This window comes from Bradyrhizobium sacchari, assembly GCF_002068095.1.
In the GTDB taxonomy this organism is placed as follows: Bacteria; Pseudomonadota; Alphaproteobacteria; order Rhizobiales; family Xanthobacteraceae; genus Bradyrhizobium; species Bradyrhizobium sacchari.
Genome location: NZ_LWIG01000007.1, coordinates 531,612 through 548,013, shown reverse-complemented (window position 1 = coordinate 548,013; position 16,402 = coordinate 531,612). Strand labels below are relative to the sequence as shown.

Here is a 16,402-nt window from a genome sequence, read left to right as displayed (position 1 = left end):
CTCACGGGCGGGCGGCGATACCTGGATGATCCCTAGATGATACTTGGCAGCTCGGAGAGCGAGCGGACGCTGTGGTCCGGCGCAAATCCAAGCTCGTCCATCTGGGTGCGGATCGCCTTGAACATCGTCAGCGGTGCCACGAGTTCGTTCTCGACGCAAGCCAGCGCCATCGCCTCGGGCGTCACCCGCTCGATCCAGGCTACGTTGAGGCCGAACGACTTTGCGCCGGCGACGTCCCAAGGGTTGGAGGAGACGAACAGAACCTCGTCCGGCGCGGTGCCGAGCACCTCGCCGATCAGCTCATAGGCCGCCGGGCTCGGCTTGAAGATCTTCTTCGCATCGATGCTGATGGTGGCATCGAGCAGGCGGTCGAGCCCCGAGTTGCGCACCAGCGCGTTCAGCATGTCCGGACTGCCGTTGGAGAGGATGGCGAGCTTTCGCGGCCTCAAGGCGGTGAGCGCGTCTGTTGCATCCGGATAGAGGTCGAGATGCAGATATTTCTCGATCACGCGCTCGAACGCGTCCTTCTCGTAGGCGAGCCCGAGCACACGCAGCGTATAGACCAGCGAGTCGCGGGTGACTGCGTCAAAATCCTGGTAGCGCCGCATCAGCGAGCGCAGCCAGGTATATTCGAGCTGCTTGATGCGCCAGACCTGCGTGATGATCTCGCCGTAGCCCGGAAACGCATCCTCGGTGACGTCGGCGACCGACTGGATGTCGTAGAGCGTTCCGTAGGCGTCGAACACGACGGCTTTGATGCTCATGGGTTGTCCTTCCGGGCCGGTTATCACGAGAAGCTCTGATCGGGGATGTGCATCATCGCCAGCCTACCAAGGAACAACGGAAGTCGACCACTGCAACCGCGACCGGCGGCTCCTGGCCGAAAGCGGAAATCGCAGCGTCGCCTCCAAATACCTCCGCAGCGAACGCTATTTACGGCGAAACGAGTCCAGCAACCCCTCTATGATCTTGCGACCGTTAATGCGGGTTTTCTTGGGGTCGGACGACGTTGGAAGCTTGATCGACAGCTCGCAAATGACCGCGTCAAGCATGTGTCCGAGCAGATCTATATCATCGAAGACCAGCTCACCTTCGCGCTTGAGCGCCCTCAGCGTCGCCTTCAGAAGTGCCATTGGGTACTGCTCTTCGATCTCTGCGAAGCGGGCGTTGCCCAAAACCACCGGCGCTTCTTGAACCACAATGCGCGCGTAAGCAGGCTCGATCGAAGCATCAAGATAAGCGTCGATGCCGGTGTAGAGCCGCTCCCATATTTTTGACTTTCGCTTGGAGGTCTCCTGCACGCGTGCCGCGGCGTCCGATTGAAGCGAAACGACGACGGCGTCGAACAGAGCCTTCTTGTCCTCGAAGTGGTGATAGAACGCACCGCGCGTCACTCTCGCAGCTCTCGAAATCGCCTCGATCCCCGCAGCCTGATAGCCCTCCCGGGCGAATGTTTCCCGCCCGGAAGCAAGCAGCGCTTGTCGGGTTGCTTCCGCATATTCCTCACGGCGCGTTCGTTGGTCATCAGGAGCCTTGTTCATGGCCGATTTACATACTTCTTGACATAAAACATGCAAACTGAATATAACATACTCAAGGTATGTGAAATTCTATTGGTATGTTGAATTAGAGGAGGTTGCCTTGAATGGAGATCGGATGCTCGAGCTCGCTCAGGGTTTGGCTGCTGCCAAGAGTCGGCAAGACGTAGCCTCTGCTCTCGCCTTTCTCGACCGGGACATGGTGCTCGAAGGACCCGCGTTCGGCACCCGCGCAAAGGGGCTTGCGGAAAACGAGGCGGCGCTGGCGCGTTTTTTCAAGTCTTTCCCGGATTACAACGTCGTGCTGTCCGGCCACGCCAACGACGCCGAGACGCTGGTCTGCTGGGGCCAGGCGCGAATGACCATGACGGGAGACCGCTTTGGGGTCACTCCCAACGGAAAGCGCGCGGAACTTCCGGTCTTCATCCGCTTCACCTTCCGCAATGACCTCATTGCAAGCGAATACTTCTTCTTCGATCTCTCGGCCCTGTGCGCGCAGTCGGGGGTCTCGACCGATCAGGTCCGCCAGAAGCTCTTTGGCGAAGTTCTCTAATCATCCGAGGGGGCATCACACGTTTACGCAATGGAGAATGGCACGATGGATCCGCGCATAAAACCTGTTGCCGATATCAAGACGGTGCCGCTGTTCGACATAGTCGTTGATCTCAACCCACGTGTTTCCTTTGGTGAGACGCCGGTTGGCAGGCGGGTGCTGTTCGGCGCCGCGGGGGGATCGTTCGTCGGAGAGCGCGTGCGCGGTGAAGTACTTGCCGGCGGCGGCGACTGGGCTCTCTTCCGGCCCCACGGCGAGATGGCACTCGACGTGCGTCTGACCTTGCGTACGGACGACAACGAACTGATCTACATGACATATGGCGGACGCTGGATCACGCCGCCAGAACTGAAGACCGATATGGCCGATCCGACCAAGCGTTACACGGTCGATCCCTCACGCTACTATTTCCGTACGCAGCCGTTATTCGAAACAGGCTCGTCCTCCTACGCTTGGATGAATGACATCGTGTGCGTCGGAACCGGCTATCTCGTCGAGGGCGCGGTGGCCTACAAGATCTTTCAGGTTGTCTGACGTGACGGCAAGCGAGGGCTCGAGATCCCATTCTCCCGACTTCAACTTGTCGCAGCGACTCGCGGCCGAGGGAATCGGGACCTGCTTTCTGCTGATGGCGGTGGTGGGCTCCGGCATTCTTGGGGCCCGGCTGGCAAGCGGCAATACGGCTGTCGCGCTCATTGGCAATGCACTCGCGACGGCCGCGGCGCTATACGCGTTGATTGAATGGTTGGGCCCCGTGTCTGGAGCGCATTTCAATCCCCTGGTGACCGCCGCGCTCGTCATCAGAGGCGATTTGCCGCTTCAAATGGGGGCTTCATACGTCCCTGTTCAACTCGTGGGCGCCTTGTTGGGAGTGGGTGTGGCGAATGCAATGTTTGCAGCACCGATCTTTTCCTTATCGGTCAACGACCGGAGCGGCTTTTCCAATTTATTGAGCGAGTTCGTCTCAACATTCGGACTGCTGGGAGCGGTATGGGTTTGCTCATGGCTTCGTCCGGCGTCGGTCGCTGGCGTCGTCGCCGCTTACATCGGCGGCGCCTTCTGGTTTACGGCGACCGACTTTGCCAATCCAGCGGTGACCATCGCACGCGCTTTCACCGACTCATTCGCAGGCATAAGGCCACAGGATGTTCTCGGCTTCATCGCAGCGGAGGTCATCGGCGCCGGTGCCGCCATCGTCGTCTTTCGCTGGTTGTTGCCCGTACGAGCTGATGTTTGAGATTTGAGGCGAATCTAATCTATGCTTCCAGCAGAGCAAAGCTCGCACGAATGCAGCACAAGCTAGACGGTCAGCCTACCCTTCTTTCCTATTCCAGCCCTCCCGTTCGGCGAAAACCCGGCTGACCTCAGCCATGTGCTCCGTGCCCCACGCGCAGAGCGGCACCAGCGCCTGGGCGAGGCTGTGGCCCAGCGTGGTGAGGCTGTAGTCCACGCGCGGCGGCACTTCCTTGTAGTCGGTCCGCTTCACCAGACCATCGGCCTCGAGCTCCCTAAGCTGCTGGATCAGCACCTTGTCGCTGACATCGCGCACGGCGCGCCGGAGCTCGCCGTAGCGGATCGGTCCGTCCTGGGCGAGGAAATACAGGATCAGCGGTTTCCACTTGCCGGCGACGACCCGCAAGGTCGCGTCAAGGCCGCACGTGAAGCCGGGCAGATTGCGCGTGCAATTCTGGACAGGAGGAGAAGGCCGCGTCGGCGCTGAGACTGGATCGGACATTTTTTTTTGGCACTTACCAAAAGGTGCATACTTGTCGATAGGTGGGTACGCCGCCAGCTCAGTGCAACCTCAATGAAGGAGCACATCATGAGCAGACTACAGGGCAAGACGGCAGTGGTGACCGGCGGCGGAACCGGCATCGGACTTGGAGCGGCGAAACGGTTCGTCGACGAAGGTGCGTTCGTCTATCTCTTCGGGCGGCGGCAGGAGCAGCTCGATGCCGCCGTGGCGCAGCTGGGGCCCTCGGCGCGCGCCGTCCGAGGTTCGGTGACCAGTTTGTCCGACCTCGACCGGCTGTACGCGGCGGTGAAAGCCGAACGAGGCAGGGTCGACGTTCTCTTTGCCAATGCCGGGACCGGAGCGTTTGCACCGCTCGGCGAGATCACGCCCGAGCACTACGATCAGATCTTCGACGTCAATGTGAAGGGGCTGGTGTTCACGGTGCAGAAGGCCCTGCCGCTGATGATGAAGGGGTCGTCGATCATTCTCACCGGCTCGAGCACGGGGGTCATGGGGACGCCGCAATTCAGCATCTACAGCGCGACCAAGGCCGCGATCCGCAATCTGGCCCGCAGCTGGGCGCAGGACCTGCGCGGCACCGGCATCCGCGTCAATGTGCTCTCGCCGGGACCGACCAAGACCGAGCTGGCACTGGAGGTCGTCGGCGAGGAAGCGTTCAATGCGCTCGGAAGCGCTACGCCCATCGGGCGTGTGGGCGACCCCGCCGAGACAGGCGCGGTGGCTGCGTTCCTGGCATCCTCGGACAGCAGCTTCATGACCGGCGGCGAGGTGTTCGTCGACGGAGGCCTGGCGCAGGTCTGATGTCTTCGCCTGGACCTGCGGGCTTCGATCAACGGGATCGAAGCCCGCAATGCGCTGCGGTGCTGACGCTTCTCCGAGTTTGTGCAAGCGTCTTCAAAAATTCGTCATCCTTTCGATCCTCGCGGCGGATTGACACTGCCGCCGGCAGGCGTTTCATTCGGGGCACGGGGATTTGCGATCTCCCCGCGAGGCGACATGCCCAAGTATCGCGTCCTGGTCACCAAGGACGCTGCATGTCTTCTTGCACCTCGACCTCATCAGAAAAATTGTCCCGTCATATTGGCGCCGCCAGCGCGCCGCCCCTCGTCGATGTCCGTATCGACCAGGACCGCGCGGCCGATTTGCGCACCCGACAAGACGGCGAGCAGCATGAGCTCGCGAGCAGGCGGGGCACGTTCGGGACGACGATCAGGTGGAGAACCCCATGANCCATCAATACCGACCGCCGAGACTTCATCAGGGGCGTGGGGGCCGCCGCGGCATCGACCGCAATCATCGCGGGGACGCAAGCCCTTGCGCAAGCCAATCAGCCAGCAGGAGCCAAGCCAATGACATACCAGCCCAAGCCGATGCCGTTCGATCCGAAATCCATTGCCGGGATCTCGGAGAAGGTGCTCGTCAGCCATTACGAGAACAATTATGTCGGCGCCGTGAAGCGGCTCAATGCGATCGGAACGCAACTCGCCGAGCTCGACTTCGCGAAAGCTCCGAATTTCGTCATCAACGGCCTGAAGCGCGAGGAACTCGTCGCGTCAAACTCGATGATCCTTCATGAAATCTATTTCGACGGGCTCGGCGGTGCCGGCAAACCGAGCGCAGCACTTGCCGACGCGATTGCACGCGATTTCGGCAGCATGGAGCGGTGGCGCGCGGAGTTCTCCGCCATGGGCAAGGCCGAAGGTGGCGGCTCCGGCTGGGTGATTCTTTCCTACTCGCCGCGCGACAAGCGGCTCGTCAATCAGTGGGCCGCCGACCACACGACGACGTTGGCCGGCGGACGCCCCGTGTTGGTGCTCGACATGTATGAGCACGCCTATCACATGGATTATGGCGCTGCGGCCGCGAAGTATGTCGACATCTACATGGAAGCGATCAAATGGGACAACGCGGCAACACTGTATGATCGATACAGGCGGGAAGCTTAGACGTCGTGAAGAAGATGAGCGTGGCATTGTTGGGGGCGGCATCGCTCCTATTGTCAGCGGAAGGAAACGCGATGGCGGAAACTGTGAATTTTGACGATGCAGCAACCGGAGCTTCGCCTGAAGGCTGGACCCTGACCATGACGGGGCGCGGCCAGCCCAAATGGACGGTCGAGGCGGAGTCGACGGCGCCAAGCAAGCCGAACGTCCTGAAACAATCTGGTCAGGCGACGTTTCCGGTGGCCCTCAGGAAAGGCACCAGCATTTTGGACGGGTTCATCGAGGTCAAGTTCAAGGCGCTCGCGGGTTCCGAGGATCGCGCTGCCGGTATCGTCTGGCGCGCGAGGGATGCCGACAATTACTACGTCGTGCGGGCCAACGCGCTTGAAGACAATGTTGTGCTCTACAAGACGATCAAAGGTGTTCGCAGCGCGCTCGATATCGTCGGCCGGAAAGGCGGCTATGGCGTCAAGGTATCGGTGCCATCAGGGCAATGGCATACCCTGCGTTGCGAATTTGTGGGAACGCAGTTCAAGGTGACGTATGACGGCAAGCCGATGTTCGAGGTCAAGGACGAATCGATCAGGGACGCCGGCATGATCGGCTTGTGGACCAAGGCGGACAGTGTCACCGTGTTCGACGACCTGACATACGGTGCGCTGAACTAGAGCATGATCCGGAAAAGTGTGCCGCCGTTTTTCGAGAAGATCATACTCGAACAAGAAGCGCGATGACGATTCATCCCAATCGCATCGCGCTTTAGGTTACCGTCGGCATCGACCTGCTCACGTCGGAGAAACCATGCTCGCTCGAAACCTGCTTGCGACCACCGTCCTGTTGACGCTCGCGCACTCGGCAATGGGACAGGAGCCGCTTACGACCTACAAATCCCTGAGTCCCGAGCTGGCACTGGATCTGGCCCGGGCATCGCTTGAAGATTGCCGATCCCGCGGGTACCAGGTCGCCGTCGCAGTCGTCGATCGCTTTGGTGGGACACAGGTGATCCTTCGTGACAGGTTCGCAGGCGTGCACACCGTTTCAACGGCCTCGGGCAAGGCGTGGACCGCAGCAACATTCCGTACCAGCACCACCGAACTCAATGCCGTCAGCCAACCTGGCATGATGCAAGCCGGTATCCGCAATCTCCCCGGCGCGGTCATCATAGGAGGCGGATTGATTGTCGAAGCCGGCGGCTCGCTGGTCGGAGCCGTCGGTGTGTCCGGGGCACCTGGCGGGGATGCTGACGAAGCCTGCGCCAGGGCCGGACTCGACGCCATACGCGACAAGCTGGAGTTTTAGGGTCGCCTCAGTGACAAGAATCCGCGAGCGCCGCATCAGCGAGCGCAATCGCAGCGGAAGAAGGCTCGATGAAGGAGTTTGCGGCCCTAAAGCATGATCCGGAAAAGTGCGAAGCGGTTTTCCGGAAAGATCATGCGTCAACAACAACCTAAAGCGCGAAGACGATTCAACCAAATCTCATCGCGCTTTAGACTTCAAGGAAGGCGACCAATTCCTGGGCGGTTTGCGATGGAAACTCTTCGGGGAAAAAGTGACCACCCGCCACGGCATGTCCCTCCACTTTCTCGCACCATGCGCGCCAGATTGCCAACGGGCCCCCTTCTTCAAGATACCACGTCGCTAATCCGCCGTTGCCGCTCCAAAGGGCCAGAACCGGGCACGCAATTTTCCTTGCAGTGCTGCGATCGGCCGCATCGTGATCGCGATCGAGCGTTGCGGCCGCGCGGTACTCCTCGCATATCGCATGCAGGTGTTCGCGGTCTTTGAGCATTGCCGCGTAGTTTGCGCGAACCGCCTGGGGGAAGATCGAAGGTGGAGAGCCCCAGCCCGATAACGCGGCTTGGATGACGGAATCTGCTGCGGCGCCGATCATGTCCTCCGGGAGTGGAGCAGGCTGAGCAAGCAGGCTCCACGGCCAGAAGCTCAGTGCAAAGCGGGCATCGGCTCGGTCCCATGCCTCCGCCGTCGGTATGACGTCGAGAACAGCAAGCTTTCGGACAACTGACGGACAATCAAGAGCCATTCGATATGCAACGCGTCCTCCGCGGTCGTGCCCGACAACCATGAAGCGGTCATGACCAAGTCGCTTCATGAGGTTCACCATGTCTTCAGCCATCGCACGCTTTGTGTAAGGGCCGTGATCCGTGGTCGATGCCGGCGTGCCGCTCTGTCCGTACCCGCGCAGATCAGCGCAGACCACCGTAAATTCTTGTGCCAGGATTGGCGCAATATCCCGCCACATCAAATGGGTCTCAGGGAAGCCGTGCAGCAGGAGCAGGGGCGGGCCTTGCCCTGCGACCCTCGCAAAGATCGGGGCAGCTTCAAGGTCTATGAGACAGGATTCAAAGCCGACGAACATGGTGTGCTTCCTTGTTCAGGTCATGCGCTTTATCCGTTGCAACCGGCTGAGTTGTTACGGGAACCGGCTACGAATCTTGGGCGTTACGGTGCCGACGCGCGAGCTCGCACCTGACACCCGCCGTGGCCATCGATTGAAAGAATTTCCCCGGCTTGCAATCGCGTCATGATACTGCCTCCTTGGAATCAAAGGACGAGTGAGGCCCGCGGATTCCGACAGCAGGACGGATCTTTGTCCAAGCATAGATGCGTCGTTAGATCCGGACCGCAGGTGCACCACACTCGGTCCCCATCCTGAGGGCCCGCCAAGGGCGGGCGTCTCGAAGGATGGCCACAGGCAACCCGCCCCACATGCGATTGCCCTGCTTGCGGGGGAGAGGCGGGGGAGGGGGCACACGGGGACTCTTTCCGTCGCGTGCCCACGCCCGATGCGTCTGCCGACAACCGCTACCCGTCTCCCTAGCCTGCAGGGGGGAGGGAACGCACCACCGTTCGTGCTCTAGGCAAGGGTCATTCGATCAGGTCTTAAATCCCGAGCATCTTGCGCGCGTTGGCCTTGAGCACCTTCGGCCGGATCTCGTCGCGGATGTCGATCTTGGCGAAGTCCGACAGCCAGCGGTCCGGCGTGATCACCGGCCAGTCCGAGCCGAACAGCATCTTGTCCTGCAGGATCGAGTTGATGTAGCGCACGAGGATCGGCGGGAAATATTTCGGCGACCAGCCCGACAGGTCGATGTAGACGTTCGGCTTGTGGGTCGCGACCGACAGGGCCTCTTCCTGCCAGGGGAAGGAGGGGTGGGCGAGGATGATCTTGAGGTCGGGGAAATCGGCCGCGACGTCGTCCATGTACATCGGGTTGGAATATTTCAGCCGCATGCCCATGCCGCCCGGCATGCCCGAGCCGACGCCGGTCTGGCCGGTGTGAAACAGCGCGATCGCGCCGCCATTGTTGATCTCTTCGTAGAGCGGGTAGGCCATGCGGTCGTTGGCGTAGAAGCCCTGCATGGTCGGGTGGAATTTGAAGCCGCGCACGCCGTACTCCTCGATCAGCTTGCGCGCCTCGCGCGCGCCGAGCTTGCCCTTGTGCGGGTCGATCGAGACGAAGGGGATGAGGACGTCGAGATGGTCGGAGGCGACCTCCAGCATCTCGTAATTGTTGTAGCGGCGGAAGCCGGTCTCGCGCTCGGCATCGACAGGGAAGATCACCGCGGCGATGTTCTTGGAGCGGTAGTAGGCCGCGGTCTCCGGCACCGTCGGCGGATGCTTGTTCGGCGACTTGAAGTATTCCGCCATCTGCGCCTGGAAGTCGTCATAGCCGTCGTCGGCGTGGCAGCCGCAGGGCTCCTCGGCATGGGTGTGGATGTCGATGGCGACGACGTCGTCGATATTCGGCAGCTTCAGCTTCGGCATTGGTTTCCTCCCGACGGGTTGCCAAATTGATTATATGATATAACGAATTTGGCAAGGCGTGGCCGGAGGCAAAACCACAGTCCGCAAAAGTCGTTGCTGTCCCTGGCCCCCGGCGGGACAAATCGGCCCGATCCGGCCGCTTCTACTGTGCATGGGGTTGTTTTCGCGAAATTGCCGGTTCGGAACCGGGCAGTTAACATTGACATCACCTCCTGCAATGCCTTAAGAACCGCCCCGTCCCGGGCGGTCGGTCCGCCAGCGGGAAAGATCTCATTTTGCCACATTCGCGCGTGCCGAAACGGTAGTGCCGAACACGGCCTTTCGAACGTTCAGGATTCCGCCATGAAGGTCCGTAACTCGCTGAAATCGCTGCGCGGTCGCCATCGCGCCAACCGCCTGGTCCGCCGCAAGGGCCGGGTCTATGTGATCAACAAGGTGCAGCGCCGCTTCAAGGCTCGCCAGGGCTGAGCCCTGCCGAGGGCCGTCGCGCGCCCGCAAGACCACGGCCTCACACGAGTTTGACGCCGCCTTTGCTTTGCAAGGGCGGCTTTGCGCGTTTAGACTTTCACCATGGTAGTGAGATTCCCTTTCGCGCGCACGCTGTGCCTGGTCCTTGTCTTGGGCGCCACTAGCCTCGCTCCGGCCTTTGTGGCTCCTGCCTTGGCGCAGCAGATCGAGCCGCCGAGCCCGCCCGGCAAGCAGAAGAAGCTGCCGGAGGCCCCCTCCAAGCTGCCCAAGGTCGACCGCAGCAAGAATCTCGATTTCCTGTTCGGCGCGCTGAAGGCGGCGCCTGACGAGGCCAGCGCCAAGCATGTCGAGGCGCGGATCTGGGCGATCTGGCTGCAGACGCCGAGCGACACCGCGTCGCTCTTGATGGCGCGGGCCAAGACCGCGGTGGACGCGCAGAAGATCGAGGTTGCGATCAAGCTGCTGGACTCGGTGATCAAGCTCAGGCCCGACTACATCGAGGCTTGGAACCGGCGCGCCACGCTCTATTACATGCAGAATGACTACGCCCGCTCGCTCGCCGACATCCGCGAGGTGCTGATCCGCGAGCCTCGCCATTTCGGCGCGCTCGCGGGGCTCGGCATGATCATGCAGGAGGTCGGTGACGAGAAGCGTGCGCTCGAGGCCTACCGCAAGGCGCTCGCCGTCAATCCGCACCTCGAGAAGATCCCCGACCAGGTCAAGGCGCTGACCGAGAAGGTCGAAGGCCGCGACATCTAGCCGAGAATTCGATCGGTTCTTGAGTGAATGCGGCGGCTGCGGATTAACCACGATCGGACGCGCGGCGTTTTGAGGCCTATTGCCCGCACCGCGACAGGCCTACCTGCATCGCAGGAGCACAGCCATGAAGCGTTTGATCTTTGCGGGTAGCTTGCTGCTCGCGTCGGGGACGATGAGCCTGGCCGACGGACTGTTCTGGGTGGTCGGCAATCGCGCAACCGGCAAATGCGACATCGTGACCAGCAATCCGGTCATCATCGGCGACATCTGGTTCGGCGACGGTCCCTACAAGTCCAGGGCCGATGCCAAGCTTGCCCGCTCGACGATTCGCGCCTGTCCCGCACTCTCTCCTGACGAGGAAAAGACCGGGGACGGTACGAACCAGGACTAATGCAGGACGCTGCTGCCGCGCTCGGCGAGGCCGCGATCGGCCGCTGCGGCGTAGGCCTTGGCAAGCTCGGCCTCGAGATGCTCGTTGATCAGGAGCAGTGCCCGCACGGCACCGCGCAGGTCGCCGTTGCAGCTTGCGACGATTTCGTCGATTGCAGTGTCATTCGATCTGAAGCTCATCGAAATTCTCCGGTTCAAACCAGGAAAAATCCTGCCGGCCTGTCCCGCATCCTCTGAAGGCTGCGATGAGGATCGGCGCCCACCCGCGCCTAAATGGCGGAACCGACCGTGGCGATTATATGGAAGCCGCGATGACGGTCGCATGAAGCTGGTCCGAAGCTTGCGTGTCGCAGAGCAATATCATTGATTCTATTTGCTTTTTCTGTTTGGCAATTATGGACATATCCACAGCCCCCTTAATTTCTGTGGAAGTGCCGAACTGCCCGGGGCGAAACTGCCGCGCGCCACGCTCGTAATTGTGAAGTGCCCTGGATTGCCCGGATTCTCTCCATGATCGTGATGTCAGTCGTGACGGCGCTGGTTCTGCTGGCGCTGGTTACGCAGGCGGGTGTCCTCGCCGTGCAGCGCGCCTTTCCGCCGCAGGGCCGCATGATCGAGGTCCAGGGCGCTGTCCTTCACGTCGTCGATATCGGTGCGCGCGAGGCTGGCCTGCCGATCGTGATGCTGCATGGCGCGAGCTCCAATCTCGAAGCGATGCGGCGCCCGCTCGGCGACCTTCTCGCCCAGGATCATCGCGTCGTCCTGATCGACCGTCCCGGCCACGGCTGGAGCACACGCGCGCGACGGCAGGATTCGACGCCGCAGGTTCAGGCGCGGATGATCGACGAGGCGCTTCAAAAGCTCGGGATCGATCGCGCGGTCTTCGTCGTGCATTCCTGGAGCGGCGCGCTCGGCGCGCGCCTCGCACTCGATCATCCGGCCCGCGTCGCCGGCCTCGTGATGCTGGCGCCCGTCACCCATCCCTGGCGCGGCGGCGTCGGCCGCTACAACGAGCTCATCGCAACGCCCGTCGTTGGTCCACTGCTCGCCTATACCATCACGCTGCCGCTCGGCTATTTCGTCACGGAGACCGGCGCACGCACCGTGTTCCTGCCGCAAATTATGCCGGATGGTTTCGTGCAGGACTCCGCGACGCCGCTCCTGCTGCGCCCGCGCGAGTTCATCGCCAATGCCTATGATCTGGTGACGCTGAAGGAGTCGGTTGCCGCGCAGGTCGCACGCTATGGCGAGATCAAGGCACCTGTCACGATCATCGCCGGCGAGCCCGACAAGACGGTGAAAACCGCCATCCACGCGGGGCCGTTCGCAGCATTGGTGCCGAATGCGAAGCTGATCGTGCTGCCCGATCTCGGCCACATGGTGCAGAACGCCGTGCCGGATCTGGTGAAGACGGAGATCGAGACGATGATCGGGAAAATCGTCCCGGCGCAGGCCGCCGCCGACTAAAGCGTCTTCGCGCGAAGAAGATATCGCTTCGTGTGACCAAAGCGCGTCAGAGCTTCGGCTCTGATTCGATCAGAACCGAAGCCCAGGCCGTCGTACGTGCGGTTACTGCTTGATTTTCCCGTCCTTGTCGAACTGCGAGATGAAGGTCCAGAGATTGTTGACCTCCGTCTCGTTCTTGATGCCGGCGAACGCCATCTTGGTGCCGGGAATCTTGGCCTTGGGGTCCTTGATGTACTCCTTGAACGTGGCTTCATCCCAGGTGATGCCGGAATTCTTGTTCGCGTCCGAATAATTGTAGTCCGGCGCAGTTCCGGACTTGCGGCCGTTGAGACCGTTGAGCTCGGGGCCGACCTTGTTCTTGGCGCCTTCGCCGATCGCGTGGCAGGCCAGGCATTTGTTGAACGACGTCTTGCCGGCGGCGGCATCCTGCGCCATCGCGGAAGATATGGCGGTGGACGCTGCGGCAGTCATGGCGAGGGCAACCAGCGCGCCGAAAGTCAGTTTTGTCATAAGGGTGCTCTTCGTCTCTTCCCGGGTCAGATGGAGGTCGTGGTTTTGGCAGGTCCGGTGCAGGTGGACAAGCCGCGAAACTTTGACAGGTTTCCTGATATCAGACTTGCCCCAGAGAGAACTTGCGCTGCAACAAAGCAATGCGACCTTCGGAGGACCTACCCAAAGACGGCAAGACATGATTGATTTGCCGGGACAATTCCCTCCGTCGGACGAAGGCTTCGTAATATGGCCATCATGATGCCCGCGAGTGACCAGGCCGTGCTGGCGCGCCGCAGCGAGATCGTCGCCGCCTTGCGCGCAATCGTGCCCGGCGAGGGCGTGATCGATACGCCTGTTGAGATGCGGGCCTATGAATCCGACGGGCTGACCGCCTATCGCCAGCCGCCGATGGTCGTCGTGCTGCCCGATACGACCGAGCAGGTTTCGCGCGTCCTGAAATATTGTGCCGCGCAGGGCATCAAGGTGGTGCCGCGCGGCTCCGGCACATCGCTATCAGGCGGCGCACTGCCGCTGGAGGACGGCGTGCTGCTCGGGCTCGGCAAGTTCAAGCGCATCCGCGAGATCGATTTCGACAACCGCGTCGTCGTGACCGAGCCCGGCGTCACCAACCTCGCGATCAGCCAGGCGGTCGCCGATGCCGGCTTTTACTACGCGCCCGATCCGTCCTCGCAGATCGCCTGCTCGATCGGCGGCAATGTCGCGGAGAATTCCGGCGGCGTGCACTGCCTGAAATACGGCATGACCACCAACAACGTGCTGGGCTGCGAGATCGTGCTGATGAGCGGCGAGATCCTGCGCATCGGCGGCAAGTCCGCGGAAAACGCCGGCTACGATCTGATGGGCGTCATCACCGGCTCGGAAGGCCTGCTCGGCGTCATCACCGAGATCACGGTGCGGATCCTGCAAAAGCCGGAGACGGCCCGCGCGCTGATGGTCGGCTTTGCACAAGTCGAGGCAGCCGGCGAATGCGTGGCGCGCATCATCGGCGCCGGCATCATCCCCGGCGGCATGGAGATGATGGACAAGCCCGCGATCCACGCCGCGGAGGCCTTCGTCCATGCCGGCTATCCGCTCGATGTCGAGGCGCTGCTGATCATCGAGCTCGACGGGCCCAAGATCGAGGTCGACGAGCTGATCACGCGCGTCGAGACCATCGCCAATGCCTGTGGCTCGACCACCTGCCAGATCTCGACCTCGGAAGCCGAGCGGAATCTGTTCTGGGCCGGCCGTAAGGCGGCGTTTCCGGCCGTCGGCCGCATCTCGCCCGACTATCTCTGCATGGACGGCACGATCCCCCGCGGCGCGCTGCCGAAGGCGCTCGCGCGCATCCGCGAGCTCTCGGAAAAATACCAGCTCGGCTGCGCCAACGTGTTCCACGCCGGCGACGGCAATCTGCACCCGCTGATCCTCTACGATGCCAACAAGCCGGGCGAGATCGAGCGCGCCGAGGCGTTCGGCGCCGACATCCTGCGCGCCTGCGTCGAGTTCGGCGGCGTGCTCACCGGCGAGCACGGCGTCGGCATCGAGAAGCGCGACCTCATGGGCGACATGTTCACCGAGATCGATCTCAACCAGCAGCAGCGCCTGAAATGCGCTTTCGACGCGCAGGGCCTGCTCAATCCCGGAAAAGTATTTCCGACCCTGCACCGCTGCGCCGAGCTCGGCCGCATGCATGTCCACGCGGGGAAGCTGCCGTTCCCGGACATCCCGCGGTTCTAGGCGCTCGCGAAAGGGCTCGCGGTGCGAGCCCTTTCCCGCGACCTCACAGCAACCCGTATTGCGCCCGCTCGCGCTTGGCCAGCAGCGGCAGGGCTTCGCCGGCGATCCATGTCTTGAAATGCGCGCTCTCCTGATGCGCCTTGAAAGCGGCCTCGTCGCGGAACAATTCGTAGAACAGAAACTGGGCCGGATTGTCCTTGCCGCGCGAGATCAGGAACAATTTGACGCCGTCCTCGCGCTGCGCGTCCGGCAGGAAGCGGTCGAGGATCCCGGCGACCTTGTCGGCCTCGCCGGGCTTTGCCTCCCATTGCGCGACGACGAGCAGACCGCCGCCGTCGACGGCGTCGCTGAGGGATTTCTGCGTAGCGTAGTGATTCATGGTCATCCTCCTCGCTGCTGGACTTCAGTCTCGATCGCGATCGGTCTGAGCTTGTAGCGAGCGCCGGTCCGGTTGGTTCGCCGTTCATCGAAGTGTCGATGTCGTGAACGCTTCGGTGATGACCGAAGCGTTGGGAGGCCGATGGAGGTCCCGAGCGCGCCGGCAATGGGTGCCCGGCGCCACGCCGCATTTGATTTTGGTAGCGAATTTCGCTACCGGCTTTTCCCGTGGATACGCTCAGGGTCAGAGACGCCAAAGACGTCGAAGAGGTGGTGCGCGCGGCGATTGCCAATGAGCAGCCGCTCGAGATCATCGGCCATGGCAGCAAGCGCAGCATTGGCCATGCCATGGCGACCAACGCCGTGCTCGACATCTCCGCGCTGAACGCCGTGACCTCCTACGAGCCCAACGAACTGATCGTGACGCTCCAGGCCGGGGCGCCGCTCGCCGACGTGCTCTCCCTGATCGATGCCAAGAACCAGCAATTCGCCTTCGAGCCTGTCAACACCGCGCCGCTGCTCGGCACGGCGGTATCGGGCACCATCGCCGGCATGATCGCGGCCGGGCTCGCCGGCCCGCGGCGGATCCGGGCCGGCGGGGCGCGCGACCATCTGCTCGGCGCGCATGCCGTCTCCGGTTTCGGGGACAGCTTCAAGACCGGCGGCAAGGTGGTGAAGAACGTCACCGGCTACGACCTTTGCAAGCTGCTCGCGGGCTCTTGGGGCACGCTGTCGGTGATGACCGAGGTCACGCTCAAGGTGATGCCCAAGCCCGAGGCCGAGCGGACGCTGTTGCTGCGCGGGTTAGATGATGCCGCCGCCAACAAGGCGATGACCGCCGCGCTCGGCTCGCCCTTCGACGTCTCCGGCGCCGCGCACCTGCCGAAATCGGCGTTCAGGGCCAAGACCGACGGGCTCGGCGACATTGCAGGCCAGGGCGAGGCGATGACCTTGCTGCGGCTTGAGGGCATCACGGCGTCGGCCGCCCACCGCGCCGGCTCGCTGCGCGAATTGCTGGCGCCGTTCGGAACCGCGACGCTGATCGAGGATGCCCCATCGTGCGCGCTGTGGGCGACGCTGCGCGACGTGCTGCCGTTCGCGGCCGGCGGGGCGCTGGGGGCCTGGCCGGTCT

20 protein-coding genes and 1 pseudogene are annotated in these 16,402 nt (G+C 62.3%); 13 read left to right on the top strand and 8 right to left on the bottom strand.

Annotated elements, in window-relative coordinates; translation table 11 throughout:
• Positions 1-32: 32 nt before the first annotated feature.
• Both A5906_RS09060 and A5906_RS09055 read right to left on the bottom strand, forming a co-directional pair.
• On the bottom strand, positions 33-764 hold the full coding sequence (locus A5906_RS09060) for a haloacid dehalogenase type II (protein WP_080134848.1): 732 nt from the start codon (positions 762-764) through the stop codon (positions 33-35).
• Between the two features lie 165 nt (positions 765-929).
• Positions 930-1,541 carry a TetR/AcrR family transcriptional regulator gene (locus A5906_RS09055; RefSeq protein ID WP_080134847.1) on the bottom strand — a complete coding sequence of 204 codons (612 nt, stop codon included), beginning with the start codon at positions 1,539-1,541 and terminating at the stop codon, positions 930-932.
• A gap of 115 nt (positions 1,542-1,656) precedes the next feature.
• On the opposite strand from A5906_RS09055, the gene A5906_RS09050 reads away from it, so the two are divergent.
• The 3 genes from A5906_RS09050 to A5906_RS09040 are packed head-to-tail and all read left to right on the top strand — an operon-like array spanning position 1,657 to position 3,328.
• Positions 1,657-2,091: an ester cyclase gene (locus tag A5906_RS09050; RefSeq protein ID WP_080134846.1), complete on the top strand. Its 435-nt coding sequence runs from the start codon at positions 1,657-1,659 to the stop codon at positions 2,089-2,091.
• Between the two features lie 45 nt (positions 2,092-2,136).
• On the top strand, positions 2,137-2,625 hold the full coding sequence (locus tag A5906_RS09045) for a DUF3237 domain-containing protein (RefSeq protein ID WP_201723784.1): 489 nt from the start codon (positions 2,137-2,139) through the stop codon (positions 2,623-2,625).
• A 1-nt stretch (position 2,626) separates the two neighbouring features.
• Complete coding sequence (locus A5906_RS09040) at positions 2,627-3,328, top strand: aquaporin (RefSeq protein WP_245326671.1); 702 nt, start codon at positions 2,627-2,629, stop codon at positions 3,326-3,328.
• Between the two features lie 75 nt (positions 3,329-3,403).
• Here A5906_RS09040 and A5906_RS09035 read toward each other — a convergent pair whose 3' ends face one another.
• Positions 3,404-3,763: a winged helix-turn-helix transcriptional regulator gene (locus A5906_RS09035; RefSeq protein WP_136615126.1), complete on the bottom strand. Its 360-nt coding sequence runs from the start codon at positions 3,761-3,763 to the stop codon at positions 3,404-3,406.
• Positions 3,764-3,913: 150 nt separating this feature from the next.
• Here A5906_RS09035 and A5906_RS09030 point away from each other — a divergent pair, with 150 nt between their 5' ends.
• The 4 genes from A5906_RS09030 to A5906_RS09010 all read left to right on the top strand — a co-directional run bounded on the left by A5906_RS09030 (position 3,914) and on the right by A5906_RS09010 (position 7,089).
• The gene (locus A5906_RS09030) at positions 3,914-4,648 is read left to right on the top strand and encodes an SDR family NAD(P)-dependent oxidoreductase (RefSeq protein WP_080135241.1); all 735 of its coding nucleotides are present in this window, start codon (positions 3,914-3,916) and stop codon (positions 4,646-4,648) included.
• A gap of 548 nt (positions 4,649-5,196) precedes the next feature.
• Positions 5,197-5,793: a superoxide dismutase gene (locus A5906_RS09020; protein WP_080134841.1), complete on the top strand. Its 597-nt coding sequence runs from the start codon at positions 5,197-5,199 to the stop codon at positions 5,791-5,793.
• A 14-nt stretch (positions 5,794-5,807) separates the two neighbouring features.
• Positions 5,808-6,458 carry a 3-keto-alpha-glucoside-1,2-lyase-like domain-containing protein gene (locus tag A5906_RS09015; RefSeq protein ID WP_136615125.1) on the top strand — a complete coding sequence of 217 codons (651 nt, stop codon included), beginning with the start codon at positions 5,808-5,810 and terminating at the stop codon, positions 6,456-6,458.
• A gap of 133 nt (positions 6,459-6,591) precedes the next feature.
• On the top strand, positions 6,592-7,089 hold the full coding sequence (locus A5906_RS09010; protein WP_080134839.1) for a GlcG/HbpS family heme-binding protein: 498 nt from the start codon (positions 6,592-6,594) through the stop codon (positions 7,087-7,089).
• 187 nt (positions 7,090-7,276) lie between these two features.
• Here the strand turns inward: A5906_RS09010 and A5906_RS09005 are convergent, their stop codons facing one another.
• Together A5906_RS09005 and A5906_RS09000 are read right to left on the bottom strand one after the other, a co-directional pair.
• Entirely contained in the window at positions 7,277-8,167 is an 891-nt protein-coding gene (locus A5906_RS09005) for an alpha/beta fold hydrolase (protein ID WP_080134838.1), read from the bottom strand.
• A gap of 524 nt (positions 8,168-8,691) precedes the next feature.
• The gene (locus A5906_RS09000) at positions 8,692-9,576 is read right to left on the bottom strand and encodes an amidohydrolase family protein (protein ID WP_080134837.1); all 885 of its coding nucleotides are present in this window, start codon (positions 9,574-9,576) and stop codon (positions 8,692-8,694) included.
• Positions 9,577-9,918: 342 nt separating this feature from the next.
• On the opposite strand from A5906_RS09000, the gene ykgO reads away from it, so the two are divergent.
• The 3 genes from ykgO to A5906_RS08985 all read left to right on the top strand — a co-directional run bounded on the left by ykgO (position 9,919) and on the right by A5906_RS08985 (position 11,194).
• Complete coding sequence (gene ykgO / locus A5906_RS08995) at positions 9,919-10,044, top strand: type B 50S ribosomal protein L36 (protein ID WP_006611362.1); 126 nt, start codon at positions 9,919-9,921, stop codon at positions 10,042-10,044.
• Positions 10,045-10,146: 102 nt separating this feature from the next.
• Entirely contained in the window at positions 10,147-10,803 is a 657-nt protein-coding gene (locus A5906_RS08990) for a tetratricopeptide repeat protein (protein ID WP_080134836.1), read from the top strand.
• Between the two features lie 124 nt (positions 10,804-10,927).
• The gene (locus A5906_RS08985) at positions 10,928-11,194 is read left to right on the top strand and encodes a hypothetical protein (protein WP_080134835.1); all 267 of its coding nucleotides are present in this window, start codon (positions 10,928-10,930) and stop codon (positions 11,192-11,194) included.
• Here A5906_RS08985 and A5906_RS08980 read toward each other — a convergent pair.
• Complete coding sequence (locus A5906_RS08980; protein WP_080134834.1) at positions 11,191-11,373, bottom strand: hypothetical protein; 183 nt, start codon at positions 11,371-11,373, stop codon at positions 11,191-11,193. The two genes, A5906_RS08985 and A5906_RS08980, sit on opposite strands and share 4 nt — an antisense overlap.
• A 330-nt stretch (positions 11,374-11,703) precedes the next feature.
• Here A5906_RS08980 and A5906_RS08975 point away from each other — a divergent pair, with 330 nt between their 5' ends.
• The gene (locus A5906_RS08975; protein ID WP_080134833.1) at positions 11,704-12,660 is read left to right on the top strand and encodes an alpha/beta fold hydrolase; all 957 of its coding nucleotides are present in this window, start codon (positions 11,704-11,706) and stop codon (positions 12,658-12,660) included.
• A gap of 102 nt (positions 12,661-12,762) precedes the next feature.
• Here A5906_RS08975 and cycA read toward each other — a convergent pair whose 3' ends face one another.
• A complete protein-coding gene (gene cycA, locus A5906_RS08970; protein WP_080134832.1) occupies positions 12,763-13,170 on the bottom strand; it encodes a cytochrome c-550 CycA in 408 nt (135 codons plus the stop codon).
• A gap of 228 nt (positions 13,171-13,398) precedes the next feature.
• Here cycA and A5906_RS08965 point away from each other — a divergent pair, with 228 nt between their 5' ends.
• Entirely contained in the window at positions 13,399-14,892 is a 1,494-nt protein-coding gene (locus tag A5906_RS08965) for an FAD-linked oxidase C-terminal domain-containing protein (protein WP_080134831.1), read from the top strand.
• 43 nt (positions 14,893-14,935) lie between these two features.
• Here the strand turns inward: A5906_RS08965 and A5906_RS08960 are convergent, their stop codons facing one another.
• Positions 14,936-15,271, bottom strand: coding sequence for a putative quinol monooxygenase (locus A5906_RS08960; protein ID WP_080135240.1), 336 nt, complete (start codon positions 15,269-15,271; stop codon positions 14,936-14,938).
• Positions 15,272-15,498: 227 nt separating this feature from the next.
• On the opposite strand from A5906_RS08960, the pseudogene A5906_RS08955 reads away from it, so the two are divergent.
• Positions 15,499-16,402, top strand: a pseudogene (locus tag A5906_RS08955) (FAD-binding protein); the annotation flags it as partial.